Raw genomic sequence first — 24,015 nt, forward strand, 5'->3', positions numbered from 1 at the left:
CCCGGCGCGGGACCGGAGCTGGTCGTCATGGTCGGCCTGCAGGGCGCGGGGAAGTCGACGTGGGTGGCCGAGCACCTCGCGGCCACCCACGCCGTGGTGAGCAAGGACCACTGGCCGCGTGCCCGCCGCCGCGAGGCCCGGCAGCGGCGGGTGGTGGCCGAGCTGCTCGCGGCCGGCCGCAGCGTCGTCGTCGACAACACCAACCCCTCGGCCGAGGAGCGCGCCCCGCTGGTCGCCGCCGCCCGGGCCGCTGGGGTGCCGGTGCGCGCGGTTTGGCTGGACACCCCGCTGCCCACCTGCCTGGCCCGCAACGAGGCCCGGGAGGCCCGGGCGCGCGTGCCGCTCGTGGGCGTCCTGTCCGCCCGCGCCCGCCTGGTCCCGCCGACGGCGGCCGAGGGCTTCGACCGGGTGGACGTCGTCGCGGCGCAGCCCGCGCGGGGGGCCGCAGCGGAGCCGGCGCCGGGGTCCGCGCCGGGGGAGTGACCGGCGGGGCGCCACGTGCGCCCCTGCGGGCGCGTGCGGTAGACCTTGCAGGCCCCGCCCCCCGTCCCCGGAGGTCCCGCCCGTGCTGGCCAGCATCGGATACGCCGTCGCCTACACCGCCGTCGGCCTGGTGCTGCTGGCCCTTGGCTACCTCGCCCTGGACCTGCTCACGCCCGGCCACCTGGGCCGGCACATCTACCACGACCGGTCGGTGAGCGCGGCCGTCGTGCTCGCCGCCGGCTTCCTGGCCCAGGGCGCGATCACCTTCACCACCATCTGGACCAACGCCACCGCGGGTTTCGGGCAGGCGCTGCTCTACACCGTCGTCTTCGGGGTGCTCGGTGTGCTGCTGCAGGCGGTGGCCTTCGTCGCCCTCGACCTGATCACGCCCGGGAAGCTGGGCGCCATGGTCACCGAGGTCGGCTTCCACCCCGCCAGCCTGGTCAGCGCCGCGGCGCAGCTGTCGGTGGCCGCGATCATCGTCGCCTCGATCTGGCCCTGAGCCCGGTCGCCGAGGGCGCCGGCCCACCGGTCGGCGGGTCCCGGGACGGTGGCGCAGGACCCCGACGTAACGTGTCCGGCGCAGCGCGCGGGCGCGCGCCGGGGACACCGGGCGCGCGTGTGCGCCCGGACCGGCCGGCGACGACGCCGCCACCAGCATGAGAGGAACCGCAATGAGCGAGGGAACCCCCCGCGTCGCGATCGTGACCGGTGCCGCCCGCGGCATCGGGGCCGCCACGGCCCAGCGGCTGGCCGCCGACGGCTTCGCCGTGGCCGTGCTCGACCTCGACGAGGGCAACACCAAGGAGACCGTCGCGGCCATCGAGGCCGCCGGCGGCACCGCCCTCGGGGTGGGCGCCGACGTGAGCGACGCCGAGCAGGTGCAGGTCGCCGTCGACCGGGTCGCCGCCGAGCTCGGCCCGCCCGTGGTGCTGGTCAACAACGCGGGCGTCACCCGCGACAACATGCTGTTCAAGATGACCGAGGTCGACTGGGACGTCGTCATGAACGTGCACCTGCGCGGTGCCTTCCTCATGACGCGGGCGTGCCAGAAGTACATGGTCGACGCCACGTGGGGCCGCGTGGTCAACCTGTCGAGCACCTCGGCGCTGGGCAACCGCGGCCAGGCCAACTACTCGGCGGCGAAGGCCGGCCTGCAGGGCTTCACCAAGACCCTCGCCATCGAGCTGGGCAAGTTCGGCGTGACCGCCAACGCCATCGCCCCCGGCTTCATCCAGACCGAGATGACGAAGGCCACCGCCGAGCGCATGGGCATCGCGTTCGAGGACTTCGTCAAGGGCGCGGCCTCGCAGATCCCGGTCGCGCGCGTCGGCCAGCCCGAGGACATCGCCCACCTGGTGTCCTTCTTCGTCAGCGAGGGCGCCGGCTTCGTCTCCGGCCAGGTCGTCTACGCGGCCGGTGGCCCGAAGGCCTGAGGCAGGACCTCCCTGGCCCCAGGCTCGCGGCGGGGTCGGCAGGGGCCACCGCACCTGAGGTGCACCACACGCCGGCCGGCGGGCACAGCGCCCCGCCGGCCGGCGTTGCACCTGCCGTGACCGCTCCGCTCCGCCTCGTCGTCCTCGGTGACTCCATCGCGTACGGGACCGGCGCCGCGCGGGTCGAGGACACCCTCGGCTCCCGGCTGGCGCAGGTGCTGCGCAGCGAGGGGCTCGACGTCGACCTCACCGTCCTCGCCGTGCCCGGCGCGGTGTCGCGCGACCTCACCGCGCAGGTGCGCCGCGCCACGGTGCCGCCGCCCGACCTCGCCGTCGTCGTGGTCGGCGCCAACGACCTGGCCCGCTTCGTGCCGGCCGAGCAGGCCGCCGCCGCGCTCGGCGCCGCGGTGTCCGAGCTGCGCGCCCTGGGCAGCGACGTCGTCGTCGTCCCCGCGCCGGACATGTCCAGCGTGCCGTTCGTCCCGCCGGCGTTCCGCCCCGCCGTGCAGGCCGCCTGCGCGCTGCTGCAGCGCCGGCAGGCCGCCGTCGCCGGGGCGCACGGCGCCACCGTCGCCGCGGTGTCCGCCGAGGTCGGCCGCGCCTTCTCCGACGACCCCGCGCTGTTCTCCGCCGACCGCTTCCACCCGTCCTCGGCCGGCTACGCCCGCATCGCCGCCGCACTCGCGCCCACCGTGCTGGCCGTGGCCCGCGCCCGCCGGGCCCGCCGGGCGGCCTGAGCGGGTGCGGCCCGGCGGACGTGCCGCCGGGCCGCGTCGGCTCACGTGTCGCGGTAGCGCTTCGCCTCGGCGGCCGCCCCGCGCAGGCCGTCGGCGTCGAGGTCGGGACCGTAGCCGGGGGTGTCGCGCTGGACGCGCCAGCCCTCGGACAGCGGACCGAGGTCGACGACGTCGAAGCCGAGCTCGTCGATGAACGAGGCGACGGTCTCCTTGGCCGAGGCGTCGTCCCCCGCGATCGCCAGGGCGCGGCGGTGCGGCGTCCCCGGCGGGGTGCGCCGGCCGGTGATGTCCGCGGCGTAGACGTGGTTGAACGCCTTGACCACCCGGGACGTCGGCAGGTGCTCCTGCGTCATCTCCGACGTCGTGGTGCGCTCGTCGTCCAGCGCGGCGACGTGCCCGTCGCGCTCCGGGTAGTAGTTGTTCGTGTCGATCACGACCTTGCCGGCCAGCGGCTCGACGGGGACGTCGGGCAGCGCCTTGAGCGGCACGGTCACCACCACGAGGTCACCGGCCGCGCCGGCCTCCGCGGAGGTCGCGGCGCGGACCCGACCGCGCCGCGACGGGCGGGCCTCGATCGCGGCCACCAGGTCGGTCAGCGTCTCCGGCCCGCGGGAGTTGGAGAGCACGACGTCGTAGCCGGCGTCGGTTGCTGCCTGGGCGAGCGCCGTGCCGATGTTGCCGGCGCCGATGATGCCGAGAGTCGTCATGCCTGGCGCCAACGCGACCCGCCGCCGTGCATTCCGGCCCCCCGGGCACAGGGAGCTCTCCGCACGTGTCGGGCGCCGACACGTGCGGAGAGCTTCCTACGCCTCGTCCCGGTCGAGGGCGTCGGCGAGCAGCTGGGCGAGGTGCCGGCCGGGGCGGTCGGCCAGCTGGTCGAGCTGGGTGCGGCAGGAGAAGCCGTCGGCCAGGACGACGGCGTCCGGCCCGGCCGCGCGGACGGCGGGCAGCAGCTGCTGCTCGGCGATCGCCACCGACACGTCGTGGTGCCCGCGCTCGACGCCCCAGTTGCCGGCCAGGCCGCAGCAGCCGCCGAGCCGGGTGACCGTGGCCCCGGCCCGGCGCAGCAGCCGCTCGTCGGCCGCCCACCCCATGACCGCGTGGTGGTGGCAGTGCGGCTGGGCGACCACCTCGACGCCGGCCAGCGACGGCGGCGTCCAGCCCTCGGTGGCGGCGAGCAGCTCGGCCAGCGTCCGGGTGCCGGCGGCCACCCGCGCGGCCATGGCTCCCCCACCCGCCCCGTCGAGCAGTTCCACGGCGTCGCTGCGCAGCGCCGCGGTGCAGGAGGGCTCCAGCCCGACCACCGGGATGCCGGCGTCGACCAGCGGCGCGAGCCGGCGCACCGTGTGGCCGAGCACCCGCTTCGCGGTGTCGAGCTGACCGGTGGTGATCCAGGTCAGCCCGCAGCAGGTGTCGTCGTCGGGCACCTGCACCCGGTGGCCGGCCGCCTCCAGCACGGTGACCGCGGCCCGCGCGACCTCCGGCGCGAAGTGGTCGGTGAACGAGTCGACCCACAGCGCCACCGGGCGCCCCCCGTCGGCCGCCGCGGGGCGCCGGGCCCACCAGGCGCGGAAGGTCTCCCCGGCGAAGGCCGGCAGCGAGCGGCGCTGGTCGACACCGGCGCCCCAGCGGGCCAGCCGGCCGCCCAGCCGGGAGGCCGTGACGGCGTTGACCAGCCGCGGGGCGCGCGCGGCGAGGTCGGACCACATCGGCAGCCGGCCCAGCGTGTAGTGCGACCGGGGCCGCAGGCGCCGCCGGTAGGACTGGTGCAGCACCTCCGCCTTGTACGAGGCCATGTCGACGCCGGTGGGGCAGTCGCGCGAGCACCCCTTGCACGACAGGCAGAGGTCGAGCGCGGCGTGCACCTCGGGCGAGCGCCAGTCCCGCACCGGCCCGCCCGGCGCGAGCATCTCCTGCAGCACGCGGGCGCGGCCGCGGGTGTTGTCCTTCTCCTGCCGGGTCGCCGGCCACGACGGGCACATGACCGCGACGCCGGAGGGCTCGGCCCGGCACTTGCCCACCCCGGTGCAGCGGTGCACGGCGTTGGAGAAGTCGCCGCCGTCGTGCCGGTAGGCCAGCGCGAGGGTGGGCGGGTCGGTGCGCAGCCGCCGGGGTGCGGCGGCCACCCGGACGTCCTGGTCGAGCGGCAGCGGGCGCACCAGGACGCCGGGGTTGAGCACGTCGGCGGGGTCGAACAGCGCCTTGACCCGGCCGAAGAGGTCCAGCGCGGCGGGGGAGTACATGGTGCCGAGCAGCTCGCTGCGGGCCCGGCCGTCGCCGTGCTCGCCCGACACCGACCCGCCGTAGCGGGCCACCAGCGCGGCGGCGTCCTGCACGAACGCGCGGTAGGCGGCGCGGCCGCGGTCGGGCTCGCGGCCGAACGGGAAGTCGATCCGCACGTGCACGCAGCCGTCGCCGAAGTGCCCGTACGGGACGCCCTGCAGGCCGTGCTGCACCAGCAGCGCCTCGAACTCGCGCAGGTAGGCGCCGAGCGACTCGACGGGGACGGCGGCGTCCTCCCAGCCGGCGTGCGCGGGACGGCCGTCGCTGGTGCGCGCGGCCAGCCCGGCGCCGTCCTCGCGGATCCGCCAGATCGCCGCGGCCTCGGCGACGTCGGTGACCACCAGGGAGTCGACCGCGCCGGCGTCGGCGAGCACGCCGGCGGCCTTCGACCCCACCTCGGCGACGCTGTCGCCGGTCAGCTCCACGATCAGCCAGCCGGCGCCCTCCGGCAGGTCGGGGACGACGGCGGCCGGCACGTCGCGCAGCCGCTGCACGATGCGGTCGTCGAGCCCCTCGACGGCGGTCGGCCCGTGGCGCAGCAGCCCCGGCGTCGCGTCGGCGGCGTCGGCCATCGACGGGTAGCCGAGCACGACCAGCCCGCGGTGGGGGGCGTCGGCGACCAGCCGCACGGTCGCCCCGAGGACGACGGCCAGCGTGCCCTCGCTGCCGACCAGGGCGCGGGCGACGTCGAAGCCGCGCTCGGGCAGCAGGTGCTCGAGCGAGTAGCCCGACACCTGCCGGCCGAAGCGGCCGAGCTCGGTGCGGATGGTGGCCAGCTCGCGGGCGACCAGCACGCGCAGGTCGTCGAGCCCGCCCGTGACCGATCCCTCGCTCAGCCGCAGCCGCTCGCCGGCGCCGGTGACGACGTCGAGGCCGACGACGTTGTCCGACGTCCGGCCGTAGCCCAGCGCCCGGGACCCGCAGGCGTTGTTGCCGATCATCCCGCCGACCGTGCAGCGGTTGGACGTGCTCGGGTCGGGGCCGAAGCGCAGGCCGTGCGGGCGGGCGGCGACCTGCAGCGCGGCCTGCACGACGCCGGGGTCGACGACCGCCGTGCGGGCCTCGGCGTCGATGCCGTGCACCCGGTGCAGGTGCCGGCTGGTGTCGACGACGACCCCGGTGCCCACCGCGTTGCCGGCGATGGAGGTGCCCGCGCCGCGCATGGTCAGCGGGACGCCGAGGTCCCGGCAGACCTCCAGTGTGGCGACCACCTCGTCGGCGTCGCGCGGGCGGACGACGGCGCGCGGCAGCACGCGGTAGAGCGAGCCGTCGGAGGAGTACAGCGCCCGGGCCAGCCCCGAGTCGTCGACGTCGCCGATCCCGGCCCGGCGCAGCGCGGCAGTGACCTCCGCGGTCTCGGCAGTGGTGGTGGCGGCGGTCACCACAGGGACAGCGAGCGCCGGTAGATGCCGGCCACGTCGTCCTCGGTGACCGGCTTGGGGGCGGTGGCCAGCAGCCGCTGCTGCTTCATCGTCCCGTCGACCAGGTCGGGGATGTCGCCCTCGTCGTAGCCGACCGCGCCGATGCCGCCGGGGATGTCGATGTCGCGCATGAGCGCGGTGAGCACCGTCGGCAGGAACTCCGCCGGGTCGCCGGTCTCCTCCGCGCGCGGGTCGAGCAGCCGGGCGGCGCGCAGGTGCCGCCCGGGGTCGGCGTCGAAGGTGAAGCGGAAGGCCTCGGGCGCGGTCAGCGACACCGACATGCCGTGCGGGACCATCGGCTCGTCGGCCGGGTAGTCCTTCGGGTGGAAGTCCTTCACCCGGCCGGCGATCGGGTAGGCGTTGGCGTGCGGGATGTGCACGCCGGCGTTGCCGAAGCCCATGCCGGCGAAGGTGGCGGCCATGGCCATCTTCGCCCGCGCGTCGTCGTCGCCGTCGCGGACGGCGCGGCGGAAGGACTCCGCCAGCAGCGACAGGGCCTTCTCCGACCACATGTCGGCGATCGGGTTGGACCCGCAGTAGGGCACCCGCTCCTCGGGGCGCTTGCGGTCGTAGCTGGTGTAGGGCCGGGCGGTGTAGCTCTCCAGCGCGTGGCAGAGGATGTCCATGCCGGAGGCGGCCGTGACACCGGCCGGCTGGGTGCGGGTCAGCGCCGGGTCCACGACGGCCATCGTCGGCCGCAGCCGGGGGTGGCTGATCCCCGTCTTCACCTTGAGCGCGAGGACGTCGAGCACGCAGATCGTGGTGCTCTCCGCGCCGGTGCCGGTGGTCGTCGGGACGGCGACCAGCGGGGCGAGCGGGTTGACCGGCGCCCGGCCCTCGCCGACCGGCTTGTTGACGTAGTCCATGAGCTCACCGGGGTTGGTGGTGAGCAGGTCGACCGCCTTGGCGGTGTCGATGCTGGAGCCCCCGCCGACGGCGACGATGGCGTCCCAGGGCCCGTGCTCCCGGGCCCAGTCGACGGCGATCTGCAGGCTCTCGTCGGTCGGCTCGACGTGGGCGCCGTCGAACACGTGCGCCTCGATGCCGAACTGGCCCATCTGGTCGGCGACGCGCTGCGGGTGCCCGGTCGCGGCCACCCCGGGGTCGGTGACGACCAGGACCCGCCGGGCCCCGGTCTCGCTGAGGTCGTAGCCGATCTCGTCGGCTGCGCCGACGCCGAACTTCAGCCGGGGGGCGCCGTAGGTGAACACGCTCTCCGGGTCGGCGGGCTGGTAGACGCTGGTGGTCATGCCGTCATCGTGCACCGAAGGGGGCCGGTCGCGCCGTCCCCGGTGCCGTCCCCGGTGCCGCCGTCGTGGCGCCGGCACCGGGGACGGGAGGGCTCAGGAGGTCGGGGGCTCGTCCTTCCCCGACTCCTCGGCCTCGTCGGCCTCCTCCTTGGTGTGGTGCACCGCGCCGTCGGCGTGCTCCGGCGGGCCGTAGACGGTGTAGAGGACCAGCGGGTTCGGCCCGGTGTTGAGGAAGTTGTGCTTGGTCCCGGCCGGGACGACGACGAGGTCGCCCTGCGCCACCTTCTTGGTCGCGCCGCCGACCCTGGCCTCCCCGACGCCGCTGACGAAGGTGAGGATCTGGTCGATGTCCTCGTGGACCTCCTCGCCGATCTCCCCGTCCGGCGGGATGGTCATGACGACGAGCTGGGTGTTCGTCCCCGTCCAGAGGACCCGGCGGAAGTCCGGGCTCTCCTCGGCGACGGTCGCGATCGTGAAGTGGATGACGGACGCCATCGGCGCTGCTCCTCGCTGTCTGGCGGCACCCGGTCGGTGCCCTCTCGCGCAGGGTCCTGCCCCCGACCCGCACCGACCATGCGCCGCGCTCACCCGACCGGCTGGGACCGGCGCCGGTGTCCTGCTACGGTGACCGCGACGTCAGTTCGGAAATCGAACTGACGAGGCGACCGCCAGGAGGCGCGCGTGTCCCGTTCCCTGCAGCCCCCCGCCGCGGCCACCGCCGCGGCGCTCCCGGCCCGGGCCACCGGCGTGCAGCGCCGCACCCTGGCCGTCGTCGCGGCCAGCACGCTCGTGGTGCTCGCCGCCTTCGTCACGCCGCTGGCCACGGCGGTGGCCACCGCCCGCGAGCTCGGCACCGGCCCGGGCGGGCAGGCCTGGCTGCTGTCGGCGATGAGCGTCGGGCTGGCGGCGGCCCTGCTGGTCACCGGCGCGCTGGCCGACGACGTCGGCCGGCGGCGGGTCTTCACCGCCGGGCTGGTCCTGCTGGCCGCCGGGGCCGCGCTCACCGCCGCGGCCGGGGCGACCGGGGTCTTCGTCACCGGCCGGCTGGTGCAGGGCGTCGGGGGCGCGGCCGTGCTGGCCTGCTCCCTGGGCCTGCTCGCCCAGGTCTTCCCGCTCGGCCCGTCGCGGGCGCGGGCGGCCGCGGTCTGGGGTGCCAGCCTCGGCGCGGGCACCGGGGTCGGCGGCGTCGCGGCGGTCGTCCTCGACGGTGACACCGGCTGGCGGGCCACCCACGCCGCCACCGCCGTCCTCACCGTTGTCCTGGCCGTGGCCGCGCGGCTGCTGCTGCCGGAGTCGCCGCGCGGGCGCCGTCCGCGGGTCGACGTCGCCGGCCCGCTGCTGCTCGTCGCCGCGGTGTGCTGCCTGCTCGTGGGGCTCCTGGCACCCCGCAGCGGCGGGGGCACCGGCACGGCGGTCGCGCTGCTCGGAGCCGGGGTCGTCCTCGCCGCCGGCTTCGTGCTCGCCGAGGCGCGGGTGCGCGCGCCGATGGTCGACCTCGCGCTGTTCCGCGTCCGCGGGTTCGTCGCCGCCCACGTCGGGGCGCTGGTCACCGGCGCGGCCACCGTCGGGCTGATGTCCTACCTCGCCACCGTGCTGCAGCGGGCGCTGGGGGAGAGCCTGCTGGCGACGACGGTGCTCGTGGTCGTCTGGTCCGGGGTCGCCACGGCGACGTCCTGGGGGCTGCGCTGGCTGCCCGCCGTCGACGGGCGGCTGCTGCTGGCCGGGGGGCTCGCGGTCTCGGGTGCCGGACTGGCCGGGCTGGCCGTCCTGGACGCCGGCAGCGCGGGCACCGTGCTGCTGCCCGGGCTGGTCGTGCTCGGGGTGGGCTACGGCGCGGCCAACGCGGCCCTCGGCCGGGAGGCGGTGGCGCACGTCCCGGCCGAGCGCGCGGCCATGGGCAGCGGAGCCAACAACACCGCCCGCTACCTCGGCGCGGCCGTCGGGGTGACGCTCGTCGTGCTGCTGGTCACCGCGGAGTCGGCGTCCGGCGGCGGCGCGGCCGCCCTGGTCGACGGGTGGGACACCGCCGCTCTCGCCGGCGCGGCGGTCAGCGCGGCCGGGGCGCTGGCGGTGCTGGTGCTGCGGCCGGCCCGCCGCTGACGCTCGCTCGCAGCGGTGTGCGCGTTGGTTGCCGGGTGCCGGCCCGGGCTCGCACGCCGGTGGGCGCTGGTGCCGGTCGGCGGACCACGGTGGGCGGCGTGACCTGCAGCGATGTGCGCCCACGGCGCATGTCGGTCTGCAGAACGAGCCCTCAGCGCACACCACCGCCGGCGTCGGAGGCCACGGCCGCCGACCCCTCGGCACACCGCTGTCAGGCGTGGTGGGCGACCAGCGAGACGAGCACCTCGGTGGCGACCTCGGTGTCGTCGGTCAGGGAGGTCACCTCGCCGCGCTCCACGCGGGCGAGCATCAGCTCGTTGAGCCCGCCGACCGCGGCCAGCACCAGCGCCCGGTCCACCGGCCGCACCTCGTCGGGGTGCCGCTCGGCCAGGTCCGCGGCGACGCCGCAGATCAGCTCGACGTAGCGGCCGATGACCTGGCGCCGCAGCGCCAGCGCCGGGCGGCCCGCGGCCTGCACCTCGACGAGCGCGGCCCAGGCGACCTCCGGGTTGGCGGCGAGCACCTCGAGGTAGGCGCGCACCGAGGTCCGCAGCCGCTCGCGCCAGGTCAGGCCGCCCACGGCCGCCTGCTGCTGCGCGGCGTGCACGGTGGCCAGCATCTTGTCCGAGGCGCGCGTGTACAGCTCGAGGAGGCAGTGCTCCTTGTCGCGGAAGTGCGCGTACACCACCGTCTTCGACACCCGGCCCGCGCGGGCGATGTCGGAGATCGTCGTGGCCCGGTAGCCCTTCTCGGCCATGCAGGAGGCCAGCGCGAGCAGGACGCGCACGCGGCGGTGGGCGTCCTCCTCGGTCAGGTCCTCCGGCACGACCAGCGCGTTCACGGCGGCGAGTCTAGGCGTCCCGCGGCGGACGACCGGGAACCGGCGCGGCCGCCGGGCGGGCGACGGACGCGGCGACGGACGCGGCGACGGACCCGGCCCCGAGGAGGGTCCGCGTGGTGGACGACCGGCGATCCGGGACGGCCAGCGCGCCCTCCCCGCAGCCCTAACCATGCTCACCATGATGGGGGAAAGTGGCTCCGGAGCGGGCCGGAGCGGGTACCGGCCGTTACCATCGAGAGCATGCTCTCCGCCCAGCGTCCCCGCGCCGACGGCTCGGGCCCCCGCCCGATCAAGCGGGGCGCCAAGGTCGCCGAGGCCCTGGCGCAGGAGATCGTGCACGAGATCGTCTCGCGCAAGCTGCCGCCGGGCACGCTGCTGTCCTCCGAGGCGCAGATGCTCGAGGACTACGGCGTCGGGCGCGGGTCCCTGCGCGAGGCGCTGCGCATCCTCGAGGTGCACGGGCTGATCACCATGAAGCCCGGCCGCAACGGCGGCCCGATGGTCATCGAGGTCGGCACCCGCGACTACGGGCGGATGTCGACGCTGTTCTTCCACCTCGGCGGCATGACGTTCGGCCAGCTGATCGAGGCGCGGCTGGTCCTCGAGCCGATGATGGCCCGGCTGGCCGCCGAGCGGCGGGGCCAGGAGCTGGTCGGCCAGGTGGCCGACCCGGAGACGACGGCGGTCGAGGACGACACCGCCTACTACGACGCCACCACCGACTTCCACCGCGGCGTCGCCTCGATGTCGGGCAACCCGGTGCTCAACCTGGTGTCGGTGTCGCTGGAGGACGTCTTCCGCGACCAGGTCACCGGCCTGCTCTCGCCCAACGACGAGCGCCGGCACGTGCTCGAGGTGCACGCCGCGATCGCCAGCGCGATCGCCGAGGGCGAGGCCGAGGCCGCCGAGCGGCTCATGCGCGAGCACATGCAGGAGTACGCCGACTGGGTGCGCCAGCGGCACCCGCAGCTGGTGGACCAGGTCATCAACTGGCGCTGAGCCTCAGCGCCCCCGCCAGACCGGGGCGCGCTTCTCGGTGAAGGCCCGCGCGCCCTCCGCCGCGTCCGCCGAGGCCCGGATCGGCGCGTAGACCTCCCACTGGCGGGCGAAGGCCTCCTCGGCCGGCCACCCGGGGCCCTCGGTGAGGATGCGCTTGGTGCCCTGCACCGCCAGCGGCCCGTTCGCCGCGATCTGCCGGGCCAGCTCCAGCGCCGCCTCCAGCGCCTGGCCGGCCGGGACCAGCCGGTTGACCACCCCGGCGGCGTGCGCGTCCTGCGCGCTCACCCGGTCGCCGGTCAGGGCCCACTCGGTCGCCTTGGGCAGCCCCGCCTTGCGCGGCAGCCGGAGCAGCCCGCCGCCGCCGGCCAGCAGGCCCCGCTTCACCTCCGGCAGCCCGAACGTCGCGCCGTCGCCGGCCACCACCAGGTCGCAGGCCAGCGCGATCTCGAACCCGCCGGCGAGCGCCGGGCCCTCGACGGCGGCGATCAGCGGCTTGGCCGGCGGGCGCTCGACCAGGCCGGCGAAGCCGCGGCCGGGCACGTGCGGCTTCTCCCCGGCGAGGAAGGCCTTGAGGTCCATGCCCGCGCTGAACACCCCGCCGGCGCCGGTGAGCACCCCGACGAACAGCGAGTCGTCGGCGTCGAGGAGCTCCATGGCCCCGCCGATGCCCTCGGCGGCCGCGGTGTCGATCGCGTTCTTCACCTGCGGCCGGTCGATGGTGACGACGAGGACGGCGCCGTCGCGCTCGACCCGGACCGCCGGTGACCCGGGCGAGCTCACTTCGGCTGCATCCGGATGGCGCCGTCGAGCCGGATCGTCTCGCCGTTGAGCATCGGGTTGTCGACGATCGCCAGCGCCAGGCGGGCGAACTCGTCCGGGACGCCGAGCCGCCGCGGGTGCGGGGTCATCTGGCCGAGCGAGTCGCGGACGTTCTGCGGGAGCCGGGCGAGGATGGGGGTGTCGAAGGTGCCCGGCGCGATCGTCACCACCCGGATCAGCCGGCTGGCCAGGTCGCGGGCGGCCACGAGGGTCAGCCCGACGATGCCGGCCTTGGCCGAGGCGTAGGGGAGCTGGCCGATCTGGCCCTCCCACGCGGCCACCGACGCGGTCAGCACGCAGACGCCGCGCTCCTCGTCGTCGACCGGCTCGTGGGCGGCCATCCGCGCGGCGGCCTGGCTGAGCACGTTGAACGTCCCGATCAGGTTGACCCGCACGACCGACTCGTAGAACTCGAGCGAGCCCGGCTTCCCCTCCTTGTCGACGACGCGCATCGCGCCGCCGCGGCCGGCGCAGTGCACCAGCGTGCGCAGCGGGGCGAGCTCGTCGGCCGAGGCGACGGCGGCGGCCACGGCGTCGGGGTCGGTGACGTCGGCGGCGGCGAACCGGGTCTTCCCGCCGAGCTCCTGCGCCACCTCGGCGCCGGCCGAGCTGGGCAGGTCGACCAGGACGGTCGGTACCCCCCGCTCGACCAGGCGGCGGGCGGTGGCCAGGCCGAGGCCGGAGGCCCCGCCGGTGACGACCGCGGACCCTGCAGTGACGTCCATGGGTTCAGCCCTTCGCGGAGAGGTTCTCGATCACCATGGCGTTGGCCATCCCGCCGGCCTCGCACATGGTCTGCAGTCCGTAGCGCTGCCCGGTGTCCTCGAGGAAGCCGAGCAGCGTGGTGGCCAGCCGCACGCCGGAGGCGCCCAGCGGGTGGCCGAGGGCGATGGCCCCCCCGCGCGGGTTGAGCCGGTCGTCCCCGACGCCGAACTCGGCCTGCCAGGCCAGCGGGACCGACGCGAACGCCTCGTTGACCTCGACCGCGGCGACGTCGTCGAGGGACAGGCCGGAGCGGGCCAGCAGCTTGTGGGTGGCCGGGATGGGCCCGGTGAGCATGAGCAGCGGGTCGTCGCCGGTGACCGCCGAGGCGACGACGCGGGCCCGCGGCGTGAGGCCGAGGGCGCCGGCGCGCTCCTCGCTCATGACCAGCAGCGCGGCGGCGCCGTCGGTGAGCTGGGAGGAGTTGCCCGCGGTGATCTTCCAGTCCAGCTCCGGGAAGCGGGCGGCCAGCGGGTGGGCGCCGAACGCCGGCTTCAGCCCGGCCAGCCTCTCGGGGGTCGTCCCGGGGCGGATCGTCTCGTCGGCGGAGAGGGTGCCGTCGGGGGTGCTGACCGCGGCCAGCTCGCGGTCGAAGACGCCGGCCGCGGCGGCCTCGGCGGCGCGGGCGTGCGAGCGGGCGGCGTAGGCGTCGAGCTGCTCGCGGGTCAGGCCCCACTTGTCGGCGACCAGCTCGGCGGAGATGCCCTGCGGCACCAGGCCGGGGGAGTAGCGGGCGCTGACCTGCGGCCCGTGCGGGTCGGCGTCGCCGCGGGCCGAGCCCATCGGCACGCGGCTCATCGACTCCACCCCGGCCGCCACGACGACGTCGTAGGCGCCGGCCACCACGCCCTGGACGGCGAAGTCGAGCGCCTGCTGCCCCGAGCCGCACTTGCGCTCGATGGTCACCGAGGGCACCGACTCCGGCCAGCCCGCCGCGAGCACGGCCTGCCGCCCCGGCGTCGCCGACTGCTCGCCGTTCTGCCCGACGCACCCGACGAGGACGTCGTCGACCGTGGCGGGGTCGAGGTCGCTGCGCCGGGCCAGTGCCTGCAGCACCTGTGCCAGCAGGTCCACCGGGTGCACGCCGGACAGCGCGCCTCCGGGCTTGCCGCGGCCCATGGGACTGCGGACGGCGTCGACGATGACGGCTGCGGGCACGGTCGCGTCCTCTCGTAGCGTGTGGTCGTTGACACAATAACCATGAGCACCAATAACATGGATACGTCCGGACAGCGGTCCTCCGCGGATCGTGCCGGTCGTCCCCGGCGACGGCGCCGGGGTCCACCCGGGAGGAGCCCAGGCATGTCCTTCGAGCTGCCCACCGCCCACCGTGAGCTGCTCGACCGGGCCCGCGAGACGGGGGAGAAGGTGCGCTGGCGCGCCGGGGAGGCCGACGCCGCCACCGACGTCGACCCGGTGATGCGCGAGGCGCTGCAGGCCAGCGGGCTGGTCGCGGTCACCGTGCCGGCCTCGCACGGCGGGGCCGCGGACACCGTGGACCCGCTGGCGGTCACCGTCGTCCGCGAGGCCTTCGGCGGGGTGTCGGCGCACCTGGACTCGCTGTTCGCCATGCAGGGCATCGGCAGCTACGCGCTGTCGGTGGCCGGCAGCCCGCGGGTGCAGGAGGAGTGGCTGCCGCGGGTGCTCTCGGTCGATGCCGTCGCCGCCCTGTGCCTGACCGAGCCCGACGTCGGCTCGGACCTGCGCTCGATCACCACCACCGTCGTCGAGCGCGACGGCGAGCTGGTGCTCGACGGGCACAAGTCCTTCATCACCAACGCCCCCGCGGCCGCGTTCTTCACCGTGCTCGCCAAGGAGGAGGCCGGCTTCTCGCTGGTGTTCGTGCCGGCCGGGACCCCGGGTGTCACCGTCACCTCCGGGCCCGACCTCATCGCCCCGCACGTGATCGGCGAGGTCCGCTTCGACGGTGTCCGGGTGCCGCTGGACTCCCGCGTCGGGCAGCCCGGGCAGGCGTTCCCGCTGGTGCTGCAGACGCTGGCCACGTTCCGGGTGTCGGTGGCCGGCTCCGCGGTCGGCCTGGCCCAGGCGGCGCTCGACGAGGCGGTCGCGCACACCACCGGCCGCGAGCAGTTCGGCACCTCGCTCGCCCGGCTGGGCCCGATCCCGCAGATGCTCGGCACGTGCTGGATGGAGGTCGAGCAGGCCCGGCTGCTCACCTACTCCGCGGCCGCCAAGGCGGCGGCCGATCCGCAGGGCGCGCTGCACTGGTCGTCGATGGCCAAGGTCGCCGCCACCGAGACCGCCTCGCGGGTGGCCGACCGGTGCGTGCAGATGATGGGCCGCTTCGGCGTGGTCACCGGCTCGACGATCGAGCGGCTCTACCGCAACGCCCGCCCGATGCGCATCTACGAGGGCGGCAACGAGGTGCTCCTGGGTCAGCTGGCGAAGACGCTCACCCGTCGCTGATCCCCGATCCCCGAGAAGAGGACCGCCATGGTCGCCGTCGGCATGCTGCTCTCCGACGTCCCGAGCTCCGTCAGCCCCGCCCAGCAGTTCGACGACGTGCGCCGCATCGTCGCGGCCGCCCAGGCCCACGGGATGACCTACGTCGCGATCGGCCAGCACTTCCTCTACGGGGACCTGCGCTGGCTGCAGCCGGTGCCGCTGCTGGCCCGGCTGGCCGCCGAGTGCGACCGCGAGACCCGGCTGGCCACCCAGATCATGATCGCGCCGCTGTACCACCCGGTGCTGCTGGCCGAGGAGCTGGCCACCCTCGACGTGGTCACCGAGGGCCGGCTGGTCTTCGGCGCCGGCATCGGCTACCGGCCCGAGGAGTTCGACTACCTCGGCGTCCCGTTCAAGGAGCGGGCCGCCCGCACCGACGAGATCCTCGAGCTGCTGGTCAAGCTCTGGACGCAGGACGAGGTCACCCACTCCGGCCGGTTCTGGCAGCTCGAGGGCGTCAAGCCGCACCTCAGGCCCGTGCAGGACCCGCACCCGCCGATCTGGGTGGGCGCGCAGAGCGTCGCCGGCGCCCGCCGGGCCGGGCGGTTCGGCGACGCCTTCCCCGTCACCCCCGAGGCCACCTACGAGGAGATCGAGGAGCGCTTCGCGGCCGTCCGCGAGGGCTTCGCCGCGCGCGGCAAGCCGTTCGGCCCGCAGCCGGTGCGCCGCAACGTGCAGGTCGCCGACTCCCGCGACGAGGCGCTGGTCGAGTACGCGCGCGTGTCGAAGGGGAAGTACCTGTCCTACGCGAGCAAGGGCATGAAGTACGCCGGCGACGCCGAGACCCTCGACCGCGACTTCCTCGCCAGCGTCGCGCAGCACGCCGTCGTCGGCAGCGACGCCGAGGTGGTCGCCCAGCTCACCGACCTGTGCACCCGCTTCCCGGTCGACCCGCTGCTGCTGCGGCCGCAGTGGCCCTCGATGTCGGCCGAGGAGACCATCGCCGCGATCGAGCGGCTGGGCCGTGAGGTGGTGCCCGCGATCCGGGCGCTGCCCACCCCGCAGCCCGAACCCGTGCCCGCGCGCACGGCCTGAGGAGACTGGAGGACGGACATGGGACGGTTCGACGGGAAGGTCGCCCTCGTCACCGGCGGGGCGCGCGGTCAGGGCCGCTCGCACGCGGTGCGGCTGGCCGCGGAGGGAGCCGACGTCGTCGTCGTCGACGTCGTCACGCAGTTCGACTCGGTGCAGTACGCGATGTCCACGCCGGACGACCTGGCCGAGACCGAGAAGCTCGTCCGCGAGCACGGCCGGGGGTTCCTCGGCGTCCAGGGCGACGTCCGCGACGAGGAGCAGGTGGCCGGGGCCGTCCGGCAGGCCGAGGAGCGCTTCGGCGGGGTCGACCTGGTCTGCGCCAACGCCGGGATCCTGCCCTCGACCGGTCCGCACGCCCAGCGGATCGAGGCGTGGCACGACACCATCGCCACCAACCTCTCGGGCGTCTTCTACACGCTGCGCGCGGTCACGCCGGGCATGGTCGAGCGCGGCCGGGGCGGGGCCGTCGTCATCACCGGGTCGACGTCGAGCTTCCGCGGCGTCGCCTACAAGACGGAGATGCTCAACCCCGGGCACATGGCCTACGGCGCGGCGAAGTCCGGCGTCCTGTCGCTCATGCGCAACTACGCGATGGCGCTCGGCAAGCACGGCATCCGGGTCAACACGGTCGTCCCCGCGGGCGTGGACACCCCGATGATCAGCAACGAGTTCTTCACCAAGGACCTGCAGGCCGACGCCCCGCCCGGCTGGATGGCCAACGTCATGGAGCACGGCCCGGTGCAGCCCGGCGACATCTCCGACGCCGTCCTGTTCCTGCTGTCCGACCAGGCGAGGTACGTCACCGGCACCGCGCTGCCGGTCGACATGGGCACGCTGCTCATCTGACCGGCCGCACGCACGGGAGGGGGAGAGGGCCCGCCGGCTCCCTCCCCCTCCCGCGTCGTGCGTGACCGCTCCGGCGCCCGTCCCCGGACGCGCGGATCCGCGGAGGTGCACCGGTGCACCTCCGCGGATCCGCCGCGTGGGGAGCTCAGCTCATGCCGGCCGCCACCCGCTGCGGACGGCGGACGAAGCCCTCGTAGCCGTTGGCCGCGACCTCGTCGCACTTCTGCCGGTAGACGCCCACCCCGCCGATGTAGGGCATGAACACCCGCGGCTTGCCCGGCACGTTCGAGCCCATGTACCAGGAGTCCGCGGTCGGGTAGAGCGTCATGTGCCCCACCTCGTCGACGTGCGCGGTCCACTCGTCCTCGGCCTCGACCGTGGGCTCCATCGTCGACAGCCCCTCGGCGCGCATGGCCGCGATCGCGTCGGCCACCCACTCCACGTGCTGCTCGATCGAGGTGACCATGTTGGAGAGGACCGACGGGCTGCCCGGACCGGTGATGGTGAACAGGTTCGGGAACCCCGCCACCTGGATGCCCAGGTAGGTCCGCGGGCCGGCGTGCCACTTGTCCTCCAGCCGCACGTCACCGCGGCCGCGGATGTCGACCGCCGTCAGCGCGCCGGTCATCGCGTCGAAACCCGTGGCGAAGACGAGGTCGTCGAACTCGAACTCCTCCTGCGTGGTGCGCAGCCCCCGGTGGGTGATCTCCACGATCGGCGTCTTCCGCACGTTGACCAGGCGCACGTGCGGCAGGTTGTACGTCTCGTAGTAGTTCGTGCCTAGGCACGGCCGCTTGGTGCCGAAGGGGTGGTCGTGCGGCTGCAGGGCCGCGGCCGTCTCCGGGTCCTCGACGATCTCGGCGATCCGGTCCCGCACGAACTGGGCCGCGGTGTCGTTCGCCGGCTGGCTCGTGATCATGTCGTTGTAGCTGACCAGCATGTCGACGAGGTTGTTGTCCTCGTCGTACCAGACGCTCTCGTAGCGGGCCTGCCGCTCCTCGGGGCTGACCTCGAGGGCGGACTTCGTGGGCGTCGGGACCGCGATGCCGAAGCCGGACTCCCGCGCGGCCCGGCGGACCTCGTCGTAGCGCGCCTTGACCGAGCGCTGGTGCTCCGGGTCGATCGGGTGGTTGCGGGCCGGCAGCACGAAGTTCGGCGTCCGCTGGAAGACGGTCAGCTCGGCCGCCTGCTCGGCGATGAGCGGGATGGCCTGGACGCCGGAGGAGCCGGTGCCGATGACGGCGACCCGCTGCCCGCTGAAGTCCACGCCCTCCGCCGGCCAGTGCCCGGTGTGGAACCAGCGGCCGCGGAAGAGGTCGAGCCCCGGCACCTCCGGCACCTTGGACGCCGAGAGGCACCCGGTGGCCATGACCACGTACTGCGTGGACAGTTGGTCGCCCCGGTCGGTGCGCACGTGCCAGCGCTCGACGTCCTCGTCGAAGACCGCCTCGGTGACCGTGGTCTCGAGCTTGATGTCGCGGCGCAGGTCGAAGCGGTCGGCGACGTGGTTGACGTAGCGGAGCAGCTCGTCCTGGGGCGGGTACTTCTCCGTCCACTCCCACTCCTGCTCCAGCTCGGAGTCGAAGGAGAAGCTGTAGTCCATGCTCTTCACGTCGACCCGGGCGCCGGGGTAGCGGTTCCAGAACCACGTCCCCCCGACGCCGTCGCCCTTCTCGAAGACCTGGACCGTCAGGCCCAGGCCGCGCAGCTTGTGCAGCGTGTACAAGCCCGACATGCCGGCGCCGACGACGACGGCGTCGACCTCGGGGACACCCTTCACCGCCGTGTTCGTCGGCTGCTGGTGCGTCTGTGTCATGTGTTCCGTTCCTCTCGGGAGGGTCCCGGGACGGCCGTGCCGCGCGACCGGGGGATGGCGGGTCAGGCGGGCTGGGTGGTGAGCTGGCGGTCGACGGCCTCGGCGACGTAGGCGATGCCGGCGTCGCTGCCGGGGAGCACGTTGGCCATCGTGAAGAAGCCGTGCATCTGGCCCTCGAACACGCGGGACTGCACGGGGACGCCGGCCCGTTCCAGCGCCTCGGCGTACTCCTGGCCCTCCTGGCGCAGGACGTCGTGCTCGGCCAGCAGGACGACGGCTGGCGGCAGGCCGGAGAGGTCGGCGGCCTTCGACGGGCAGGCGTCGGGGTTCTGCCGCATCGCGTGCTCGGGGGCGTAGAGGTCCCAGAACCAGGCCATCGACTCGCGGTTGAGCATCAGCTGGTTGGCCGGGTCGGTGTAGGAGCCGTTGTCCAGGTCGCAGTCGGTCACCGGGTAGACGAGGACCTGCACCGCGATCTCCGGGCCGCCGGCCGCGCGGGCCTTCTGGGACACGATCGCGGCGAGGTTGCCCCCGGCGCTGTCGCCGGCCACCAGCAGCGGCACCTCGCCGCCGGCGACCTCGGCGCGGTGCGCGGCCACCCACTCCAGTGCGGTGAACGCGTCGTCGGCGGCGGCCGGGTAGGGGTCCTCCGGCGCCATCCGGTAGTCGACGAGGACGACGGCGCAGCCGGTCGCCTGGGCGAGCTTGCGGCCCAGCGTCTCGAACTCCGGCAGCGCGCCGATCACCCAGCCGCCGCCGTGGTAGTAGACGACGACGCCCCGCGGCCGCTCGGTGGGCACCAGCACGCGCAGCGGGATCGACGTCCCGTCCGGCCGCGGCGCCGCGGCGTCCTCGGCGCGGTGCACCTCCGGGCCCGGCCCGTACATCCCGCCCAGCATGGCGGTCAGCCCGCGGGCCTCCTCCGGGGTCATCTCGTGCAGCGGCTTGGTGCCGCTCTCGGCCAGCTGCGTGAGCAGGGCCGTCGTCGCCTCGTCCAGGGCCATGCGCGTGCCTCCAGGGGACCGGGCGGCCGCGTCGCCGCCTGCGGTGACTCAGAGCACACAAAGTAGGTGGACCATGCGCAGGGATACAACCCCCGTCCGGCGCGTCCAGCCGAACCTGCGAAAGATGCGCATGGACTCTTCCGCCGAGGCGACGGGTGTGGCTACGGTCACCCCGCGGGCCCGCTGACGCCTCTCCGGCGACCGACCCGCCCACGACCCCGGGAGCGACGACGCCCCGTGGACCGTCGACACCGAGGAGCGCCGTGAAGACCGTCGGAGCACTGCTGTGGGAGCCCGGGACCCGTTCGGGGTGGAGCGTCGAGGAGATCGAGCTCGACCCGCCCAAGCGCGGCGAGGTGATGGTCAAGCTCACCTCGTCGGGCATCTGCCACAGCGACGACCACCTCGACACCGGCGACATCCCGCTGCCGTGGGCGCCCGTGCTCGGCGGCCACGAGGGTGCCGGCGTCGTCACCGAGGTCGGCCCGGAGGTCACCGACCTGGCCGAGGGCGACCACGTCGTCCTCTCCTTCCTGCCCTCCTGCGGCAAGTGCCGGATGTGCGTGTCCGGCCGCGCGAACATGTGCGTGCTGGGCGCGGGGGTCCTCGCCGGCTACGCGCCCGACGGCACCCACCGCATCCACGCGCGCGGCCAGGGCGTCGGCGCGATGAGCTACCTGGGCACGTTCAGCCCCTACGTCACCGTGCCGGTCGACTCCGCGGTGCGGATCGACCCGTCGATCCCGCTGATGCCCGCGTCGCTGATCGGCTGCGGCGTACCCACCGGCTGGGGCTCGGCGGTCTACGCCGCCGAGATCCAGCTCGGCGACACCGTCGTCGTCCTCGGCACCGGCGGCGTCGGCATGAACGCCGTCCAGGGCGCGGTGCACCGCGGCGCGCGCAACGTCGTCACGGTCGACCCGGTGCCCGTCAAGCGGGAGAAGGCCAAGCAGTTCGGCGCCACCCACTCCGTGGGCTCCTTCGAGGAGGCGCAGAAGCTGATCGAGCAGATGACCAACGGCCAGGGCGCCGACCGGGTGATCATCACCGTCGACGTCGCCCGCGGGGACATCGTCGAGCAGGCCAACCAGCTCACCCGCCGCGGCGGCGTCATCGTGCTGACGGCGGCCGCGCCGGTGCTGCAGCGCGACGTCCAGTTCGACCTGTTCAGCTTCGCGATGTCGGGCAAGCGGCTGCAGGGCTCGCTCTACGGCACGACCAACTCGAAGAACGACATCCCGCTGATCGCCGAGATGTACAAGGCCGGCCAGTTCAAGCTCGACGAGCTGATCACGAAGACCTACAAGCTCGAGGACATCAACGAGGCCTTCGCCGACATGCGCGAGGGCAAGAACATCCGCGGCGTCATCGTCTACGACGACTGAGGCGGCGACGATGACGCTCACGCGGCCCGACAGCCGGGTGGCCGACGTGCTCGACATCCAGCGGGCCACCCACGTCTACGCCCGCGGGCTGGACCGCTTCGACCCGCAGGAGGCCGCCTCGGCCTTCACCGACGACGCCGTCTGGGACGCCACCGCCGTCGGCCTCGAGCGGTTCGAGGGCATCGCGGCGATCCGCGGCTTCTTCGAGCGGGACGCGGCGGCCATCGCCGACCAGTTCCACGTGATCACCAACCACGTCGTCGACCTCGGCGAGGACGGGACGACGGCGACCGGCACCAACTACGTCTTCTCCGAGGGCCACACGAAGAGCGGTGCCGCGTTCAAGGCGATCGCGCTCAACGAGGACACCTACCGGCGCACACCCGAGGGCTGGCGCATCGCCACCCGCCGCATCTCCGCACTCACCCCGCCCGAGCTCGAGGGCTTCGATGCCTGAGCCCGTCACCCACCTGGAAGGACCGGCATGACCGCAGTGGAGGAGCGCGCCGGCACCGGCGTGCGCTCGTTCGACAAGCTCTTCATCGGCGGCCGCTGGGTGCCGCCGGCCACCGACGCGGTGATCGAGGTGGTCAGCCCGATCACCGAGCAGGTCGTGGCCACCGTCCCGCACGCGAGCCCGGCGGACATGGACGCCGCCGTCGCCGCTGCCCGGGAGGCCTTCGACGAGGGGCCCTGGCCCCGGATGGCTCCGGCCGAGCGGGCGGCCGCGCTGCGCCGGGTGGGGGAGGAGGTGGGCCGGCGGATCCCGGAGATGGAGGCGTCCTTCACCGTCGAGATCGGCGCCCCCGCCATGATCAGCAAGGCCTTCCACGCCAACGCCACGGCGATGTGGGACGACGCCGCGACGCTGGCGGCCACCCTGCAGCTCGAGGAGCGTCGGCAGGTCGCCGGCGGCGGCGAGGCGACGATCGTCAAGGAGCCGGTCGGCGTGGCCGCGGTGATCATCCCGTGGAACGGGCCGGTCGCCACCGCGTCGCTGAAGATCGCCCCGGCGCTGGCCGCGGGGTGCACCGTCGTCCTGAAGCCGGCGCCCGAGGGCCCGGTGTCGGTGATGGTCCTGGCCGAGGCGCTGGAGGCCGCGGGCCTGCCCGAGGGCGTCGTGAGCGTGCTGCCCGGCGGGCGCGAGGTCGGCGAGCACCTGGTCAGGCACCCCGACGTCGACAAGGTGTCCTTCACCGGCTCGACGGCGGCCGGCCGGCGGATCATGGCGCTGTGCGCCGAGCGGATCGCCCGCGTGACGCTGGAGCTCGGCGGCAAGTCGGCGGCCATCGTGCTGCCCGACGCCGACCTCGCCGCGGTCGCGCAGACGGTCACCTTCGCCGGCATCGGCAGCTCCGGTCAGGTCTGCGCCGCGCTCACCCGGCTCGTCGTCCCGCGGGACAAGCAGGACGAGGTGGTCGAGCAGGTCAAGGCGATCATGGAGTCGGTGCCGGTCGGTGACCCGCGCGCCGAGGGCACCGTCCTCGGCCCGCTGGCCGCCGAGCGCCAGCGCGAGCGGGTGGAGGGCTACATCGCCACCGGCATCGAGGAGGGCGCGCGCCTGGTCACCGGCGGCGGGCGGCCGCCCGGGCTGGACCGGGGCTACTACGTCCAGCCGACGCTGTTCGCCGACGTGGACAACTCCATGCGCATCGCGCAGGAGGAGATCTTCGGCCCGGTCATCGTGGTGATCCCCTACGACACCGTCGACGACGCCGTCCGCATCGCCAACGACTCCCAGTACGGCCTCTCCGGCGCGGTGTTCACGGCCGACACGGAGACCGGGGAGAAGGTGGCCCGGCGGGTGCGCACCGGCCAGATCTACGTCAACGACTGGGGCATGTGCGTCACCCAGCCCTTCGGGGGCTACAAGCAGTCCGGGCTGGGCCGCGAGGGCGGTCCCGAGGGCATCGCGGGCTTCCTCGAGACCAAGATGATCCAGGGCATCTGAGGAAGGACCCTCCTGCCCCCCACCGCTCGCGGGCTCGCGGCGGGCCCCTGCAGGAGGGCCGCTCCTGCCCCGGCCGCGGCTCCGGTCCCCCAGGGGACCGGAGCCGCTCCGCGTCCGGGGCCGGTGCGGCCGCGGTGTGTGCACGTGCCGCGGACCGCAGGCCCTGGGGACCGCGGTGCGTGCACGTCCCGCGACCGGGCGGCGCGGCCACCCGCGTCCGGCCCGCACCCCCGGCGAGGTGCCCGCCGGACGTGCGAGCCGGCGCCACTCGGGTCTGGACAGCTCGTGTGGCCGTCGTTACAGTCCCGCTAACCCTGCACATGATTACAAGCCTTCGGAGGCACGCCATGGCGGAAGCGGGAACGGCGCGACGGCGCCCGG

General features: G+C 74.8%; 22 protein-coding genes. 12 read left to right on the forward strand and 10 right to left on the reverse strand.

Going from position 1 to position 24,015, the window contains the following annotated elements; genetic code table 11:
* Positions 1-27 precede the first annotated feature (27 nt).
* From JOD57_RS22745 to JOD57_RS22760, 4 genes are all read left to right on the forward strand, one after another.
* Positions 28-483, forward strand: a complete 456-nt coding sequence (locus JOD57_RS22745; RefSeq protein WP_204694100.1) for an ATP-binding protein — start codon at positions 28-30, stop codon at positions 481-483.
* Positions 484-565: 82 nt separating this feature from the next.
* The gene (locus JOD57_RS22750) at positions 566-985 is read left to right on the forward strand and encodes a DUF350 domain-containing protein (RefSeq protein ID WP_204694101.1); all 420 of its coding nucleotides are present in this window, start codon (positions 566-568) and stop codon (positions 983-985) included.
* A 172-nt stretch (positions 986-1,157) separates the two neighbouring features.
* Entirely contained in the window at positions 1,158-1,919 is a 762-nt protein-coding gene (fabG, locus tag JOD57_RS22755) for a 3-oxoacyl-ACP reductase FabG (protein ID WP_204694102.1), read from the forward strand.
* 116 nt (positions 1,920-2,035) lie between these two features.
* The gene (locus JOD57_RS22760) at positions 2,036-2,656 is read left to right on the forward strand and encodes a GDSL-type esterase/lipase family protein (protein ID WP_204694103.1); all 621 of its coding nucleotides are present in this window, start codon (positions 2,036-2,038) and stop codon (positions 2,654-2,656) included.
* 41 nt (positions 2,657-2,697) lie between these two features.
* Here JOD57_RS22760 and JOD57_RS22765 read toward each other — a convergent pair whose 3' ends face one another.
* From JOD57_RS22765 to JOD57_RS22780, 4 genes are all read right to left on the reverse strand, one after another.
* Complete coding sequence (locus JOD57_RS22765) at positions 2,698-3,363, reverse strand: NADPH-dependent F420 reductase (RefSeq protein WP_204694104.1); 666 nt, start codon at positions 3,361-3,363, stop codon at positions 2,698-2,700.
* 96 nt (positions 3,364-3,459) lie between these two features.
* Positions 3,460-6,321, reverse strand: a complete 2,862-nt coding sequence (locus JOD57_RS22770) for an FAD-binding and (Fe-S)-binding domain-containing protein (RefSeq protein ID WP_204694105.1) — start codon at positions 6,319-6,321, stop codon at positions 3,460-3,462.
* Positions 6,318-7,610 carry a hydroxyacid-oxoacid transhydrogenase gene (locus JOD57_RS22775; protein ID WP_204694106.1) on the reverse strand — a complete coding sequence of 431 codons (1,293 nt, stop codon included), beginning with the start codon at positions 7,608-7,610 and terminating at the stop codon, positions 6,318-6,320. The genes JOD57_RS22770 and JOD57_RS22775 overlap by 4 nt, the downstream gene beginning before the upstream one ends.
* 93 nt (positions 7,611-7,703) lie before the next feature.
* Complete coding sequence (locus JOD57_RS22780; protein ID WP_204694107.1) at positions 7,704-8,105, reverse strand: cupin domain-containing protein; 402 nt, start codon at positions 8,103-8,105, stop codon at positions 7,704-7,706.
* A gap of 186 nt (positions 8,106-8,291) precedes the next feature.
* Here JOD57_RS22780 and JOD57_RS22785 point away from each other — a divergent pair, with 186 nt between their 5' ends.
* Positions 8,292-9,710: an MFS transporter gene (locus JOD57_RS22785; protein WP_204694108.1), complete on the forward strand. Its 1,419-nt coding sequence runs from the start codon at positions 8,292-8,294 to the stop codon at positions 9,708-9,710.
* A 211-nt stretch (positions 9,711-9,921) separates the two neighbouring features.
* Here the strand turns inward: JOD57_RS22785 and JOD57_RS22790 are convergent, their stop codons facing one another.
* The gene (locus JOD57_RS22790) at positions 9,922-10,551 is read right to left on the reverse strand and encodes a TetR/AcrR family transcriptional regulator (protein ID WP_204694109.1); all 630 of its coding nucleotides are present in this window, start codon (positions 10,549-10,551) and stop codon (positions 9,922-9,924) included.
* Positions 10,552-10,791: 240 nt separating this feature from the next.
* On the opposite strand from JOD57_RS22790, the gene JOD57_RS22795 reads away from it, so the two are divergent.
* On the forward strand, positions 10,792-11,550 hold the full coding sequence (locus tag JOD57_RS22795; RefSeq protein ID WP_204694110.1) for a FadR/GntR family transcriptional regulator: 759 nt from the start codon (positions 10,792-10,794) through the stop codon (positions 11,548-11,550).
* Between the two features lie 3 nt (positions 11,551-11,553).
* On the opposite strand, the gene JOD57_RS22800 is transcribed toward JOD57_RS22795, so the two are convergent.
* From JOD57_RS22800 to JOD57_RS22810, 3 genes are read right to left on the reverse strand one after another with little or no spacing between them, the layout of a single operon-like run.
* Positions 11,554-12,330 carry a crotonase/enoyl-CoA hydratase family protein gene (locus JOD57_RS22800; RefSeq protein WP_204694111.1) on the reverse strand — a complete coding sequence of 259 codons (777 nt, stop codon included), beginning with the start codon at positions 12,328-12,330 and terminating at the stop codon, positions 11,554-11,556.
* Entirely contained in the window at positions 12,327-13,094 is a 768-nt protein-coding gene (locus tag JOD57_RS22805; RefSeq protein WP_204694112.1) for an SDR family NAD(P)-dependent oxidoreductase, read from the reverse strand. Before JOD57_RS22805 ends, JOD57_RS22800 begins: the two co-directional genes overlap by 4 nt.
* 4 nt (positions 13,095-13,098) lie before the next feature.
* Positions 13,099-14,289, reverse strand: a complete 1,191-nt coding sequence (locus JOD57_RS22810; protein ID WP_204694113.1) for a thiolase family protein — start codon at positions 14,287-14,289, stop codon at positions 13,099-13,101.
* Between the two features lie 144 nt (positions 14,290-14,433).
* On the opposite strand from JOD57_RS22810, the gene JOD57_RS22815 reads away from it, so the two are divergent.
* From JOD57_RS22815 to JOD57_RS22825, 3 genes are read left to right on the forward strand one after another with little or no spacing between them, the layout of a single operon-like run.
* The gene (locus JOD57_RS22815) at positions 14,434-15,558 is read left to right on the forward strand and encodes an acyl-CoA dehydrogenase family protein (protein WP_204694114.1); all 1,125 of its coding nucleotides are present in this window, start codon (positions 14,434-14,436) and stop codon (positions 15,556-15,558) included.
* A 27-nt stretch (positions 15,559-15,585) separates the two neighbouring features.
* Positions 15,586-16,632: an LLM class flavin-dependent oxidoreductase gene (locus JOD57_RS22820; protein ID WP_204694115.1), complete on the forward strand. Its 1,047-nt coding sequence runs from the start codon at positions 15,586-15,588 to the stop codon at positions 16,630-16,632.
* Between the two features lie 18 nt (positions 16,633-16,650).
* A complete protein-coding gene (locus JOD57_RS22825; protein ID WP_204694116.1) occupies positions 16,651-17,478 on the forward strand; it encodes a mycofactocin-coupled SDR family oxidoreductase in 828 nt (275 codons plus the stop codon).
* A 145-nt stretch (positions 17,479-17,623) separates the two neighbouring features.
* Here JOD57_RS22825 and JOD57_RS22830 read toward each other — a convergent pair whose 3' ends face one another.
* A complete protein-coding gene (locus JOD57_RS22830; RefSeq protein ID WP_204694117.1) occupies positions 17,624-19,294 on the reverse strand; it encodes a flavin-containing monooxygenase in 1,671 nt (556 codons plus the stop codon).
* A gap of 62 nt (positions 19,295-19,356) precedes the next feature.
* Positions 19,357-20,298, reverse strand: coding sequence for an alpha/beta hydrolase (locus tag JOD57_RS22835; RefSeq protein ID WP_204694118.1), 942 nt, complete (start codon positions 20,296-20,298; stop codon positions 19,357-19,359).
* Positions 20,299-20,561: 263 nt separating this feature from the next.
* Here JOD57_RS22835 and JOD57_RS22840 point away from each other — a divergent pair, with 263 nt between their 5' ends.
* From JOD57_RS22840 to JOD57_RS22850, 3 genes are read left to right on the forward strand one after another with little or no spacing between them, the layout of a single operon-like run.
* Positions 20,562-21,683 (forward strand): NDMA-dependent alcohol dehydrogenase, encoded by a 1,122-nt coding sequence (locus JOD57_RS22840; protein WP_307824871.1) that lies wholly within the window; start codon positions 20,562-20,564, stop codon positions 21,681-21,683.
* 10 nt (positions 21,684-21,693) lie between these two features.
* Positions 21,694-22,140: a nuclear transport factor 2 family protein gene (locus tag JOD57_RS22845; protein ID WP_204694119.1), complete on the forward strand. Its 447-nt coding sequence runs from the start codon at positions 21,694-21,696 to the stop codon at positions 22,138-22,140.
* A 27-nt stretch (positions 22,141-22,167) separates the two neighbouring features.
* A complete protein-coding gene (locus JOD57_RS22850) occupies positions 22,168-23,634 on the forward strand; it encodes an aldehyde dehydrogenase (protein WP_204694120.1) in 1,467 nt (488 codons plus the stop codon).
* Positions 23,635-24,015: the final 381 nt, after the last annotated feature.

It is taken from the genome of Geodermatophilus bullaregiensis (assembly GCF_016907675.1).
In the GTDB taxonomy this organism is placed as follows: Bacteria; Actinomycetota; Actinomycetes; order Mycobacteriales; family Geodermatophilaceae; genus Geodermatophilus; species Geodermatophilus bullaregiensis.

Coding starts and splice junctions, on each gene's coding strand:
- JOD57_RS22775 (WP_204694106.1), bottom strand. CDS start 7,610: ATGACCACCAGCGTCTACCAGCCCGCCGACCCGGAGAGCGTGTTCACC.
- JOD57_RS22830 (WP_204694117.1), bottom strand. CDS start 19,294: ATGACACAGACGCACCAGCAGCCGACGAACACGGCGGTGAAGGGTGTC.
- JOD57_RS22745 (WP_204694100.1), top strand. CDS start 28: ATGGTCGGCCTGCAGGGCGCGGGGAAGTCGACGTGGGTGGCCGAGCAC.
- JOD57_RS22845 (WP_204694119.1), top strand. CDS start 21,694: ATGACGCTCACGCGGCCCGACAGCCGGGTGGCCGACGTGCTCGACATC.
- JOD57_RS22780 (WP_204694107.1), bottom strand. CDS start 8,105: ATGGCGTCCGTCATCCACTTCACGATCGCGACCGTCGCCGAGGAGAGC.
- fabG (WP_204694102.1), top strand. CDS start 1,158: ATGAGCGAGGGAACCCCCCGCGTCGCGATCGTGACCGGTGCCGCCCGC.
- JOD57_RS22795 (WP_204694110.1), top strand. CDS start 10,792: ATGCTCTCCGCCCAGCGTCCCCGCGCCGACGGCTCGGGCCCCCGCCCG.
- JOD57_RS22765 (WP_204694104.1), bottom strand. CDS start 3,363: ATGACGACTCTCGGCATCATCGGCGCCGGCAACATCGGCACGGCGCTC.
- JOD57_RS22805 (WP_204694112.1), bottom strand. CDS start 13,094: ATGGACGTCACTGCAGGGTCCGCGGTCGTCACCGGCGGGGCCTCCGGC.
- JOD57_RS22820 (WP_204694115.1), top strand. CDS start 15,586: ATGGTCGCCGTCGGCATGCTGCTCTCCGACGTCCCGAGCTCCGTCAGC.
- JOD57_RS22815 (WP_204694114.1), top strand. CDS start 14,434: ATGTCCTTCGAGCTGCCCACCGCCCACCGTGAGCTGCTCGACCGGGCC.
- JOD57_RS22850 (WP_204694120.1), top strand. CDS start 22,168: ATGACCGCAGTGGAGGAGCGCGCCGGCACCGGCGTGCGCTCGTTCGAC.
- JOD57_RS22835 (WP_204694118.1), bottom strand. CDS start 20,298: ATGGCCCTGGACGAGGCGACGACGGCCCTGCTCACGCAGCTGGCCGAG.
- JOD57_RS22825 (WP_204694116.1), top strand. CDS start 16,651: ATGGGACGGTTCGACGGGAAGGTCGCCCTCGTCACCGGCGGGGCGCGC.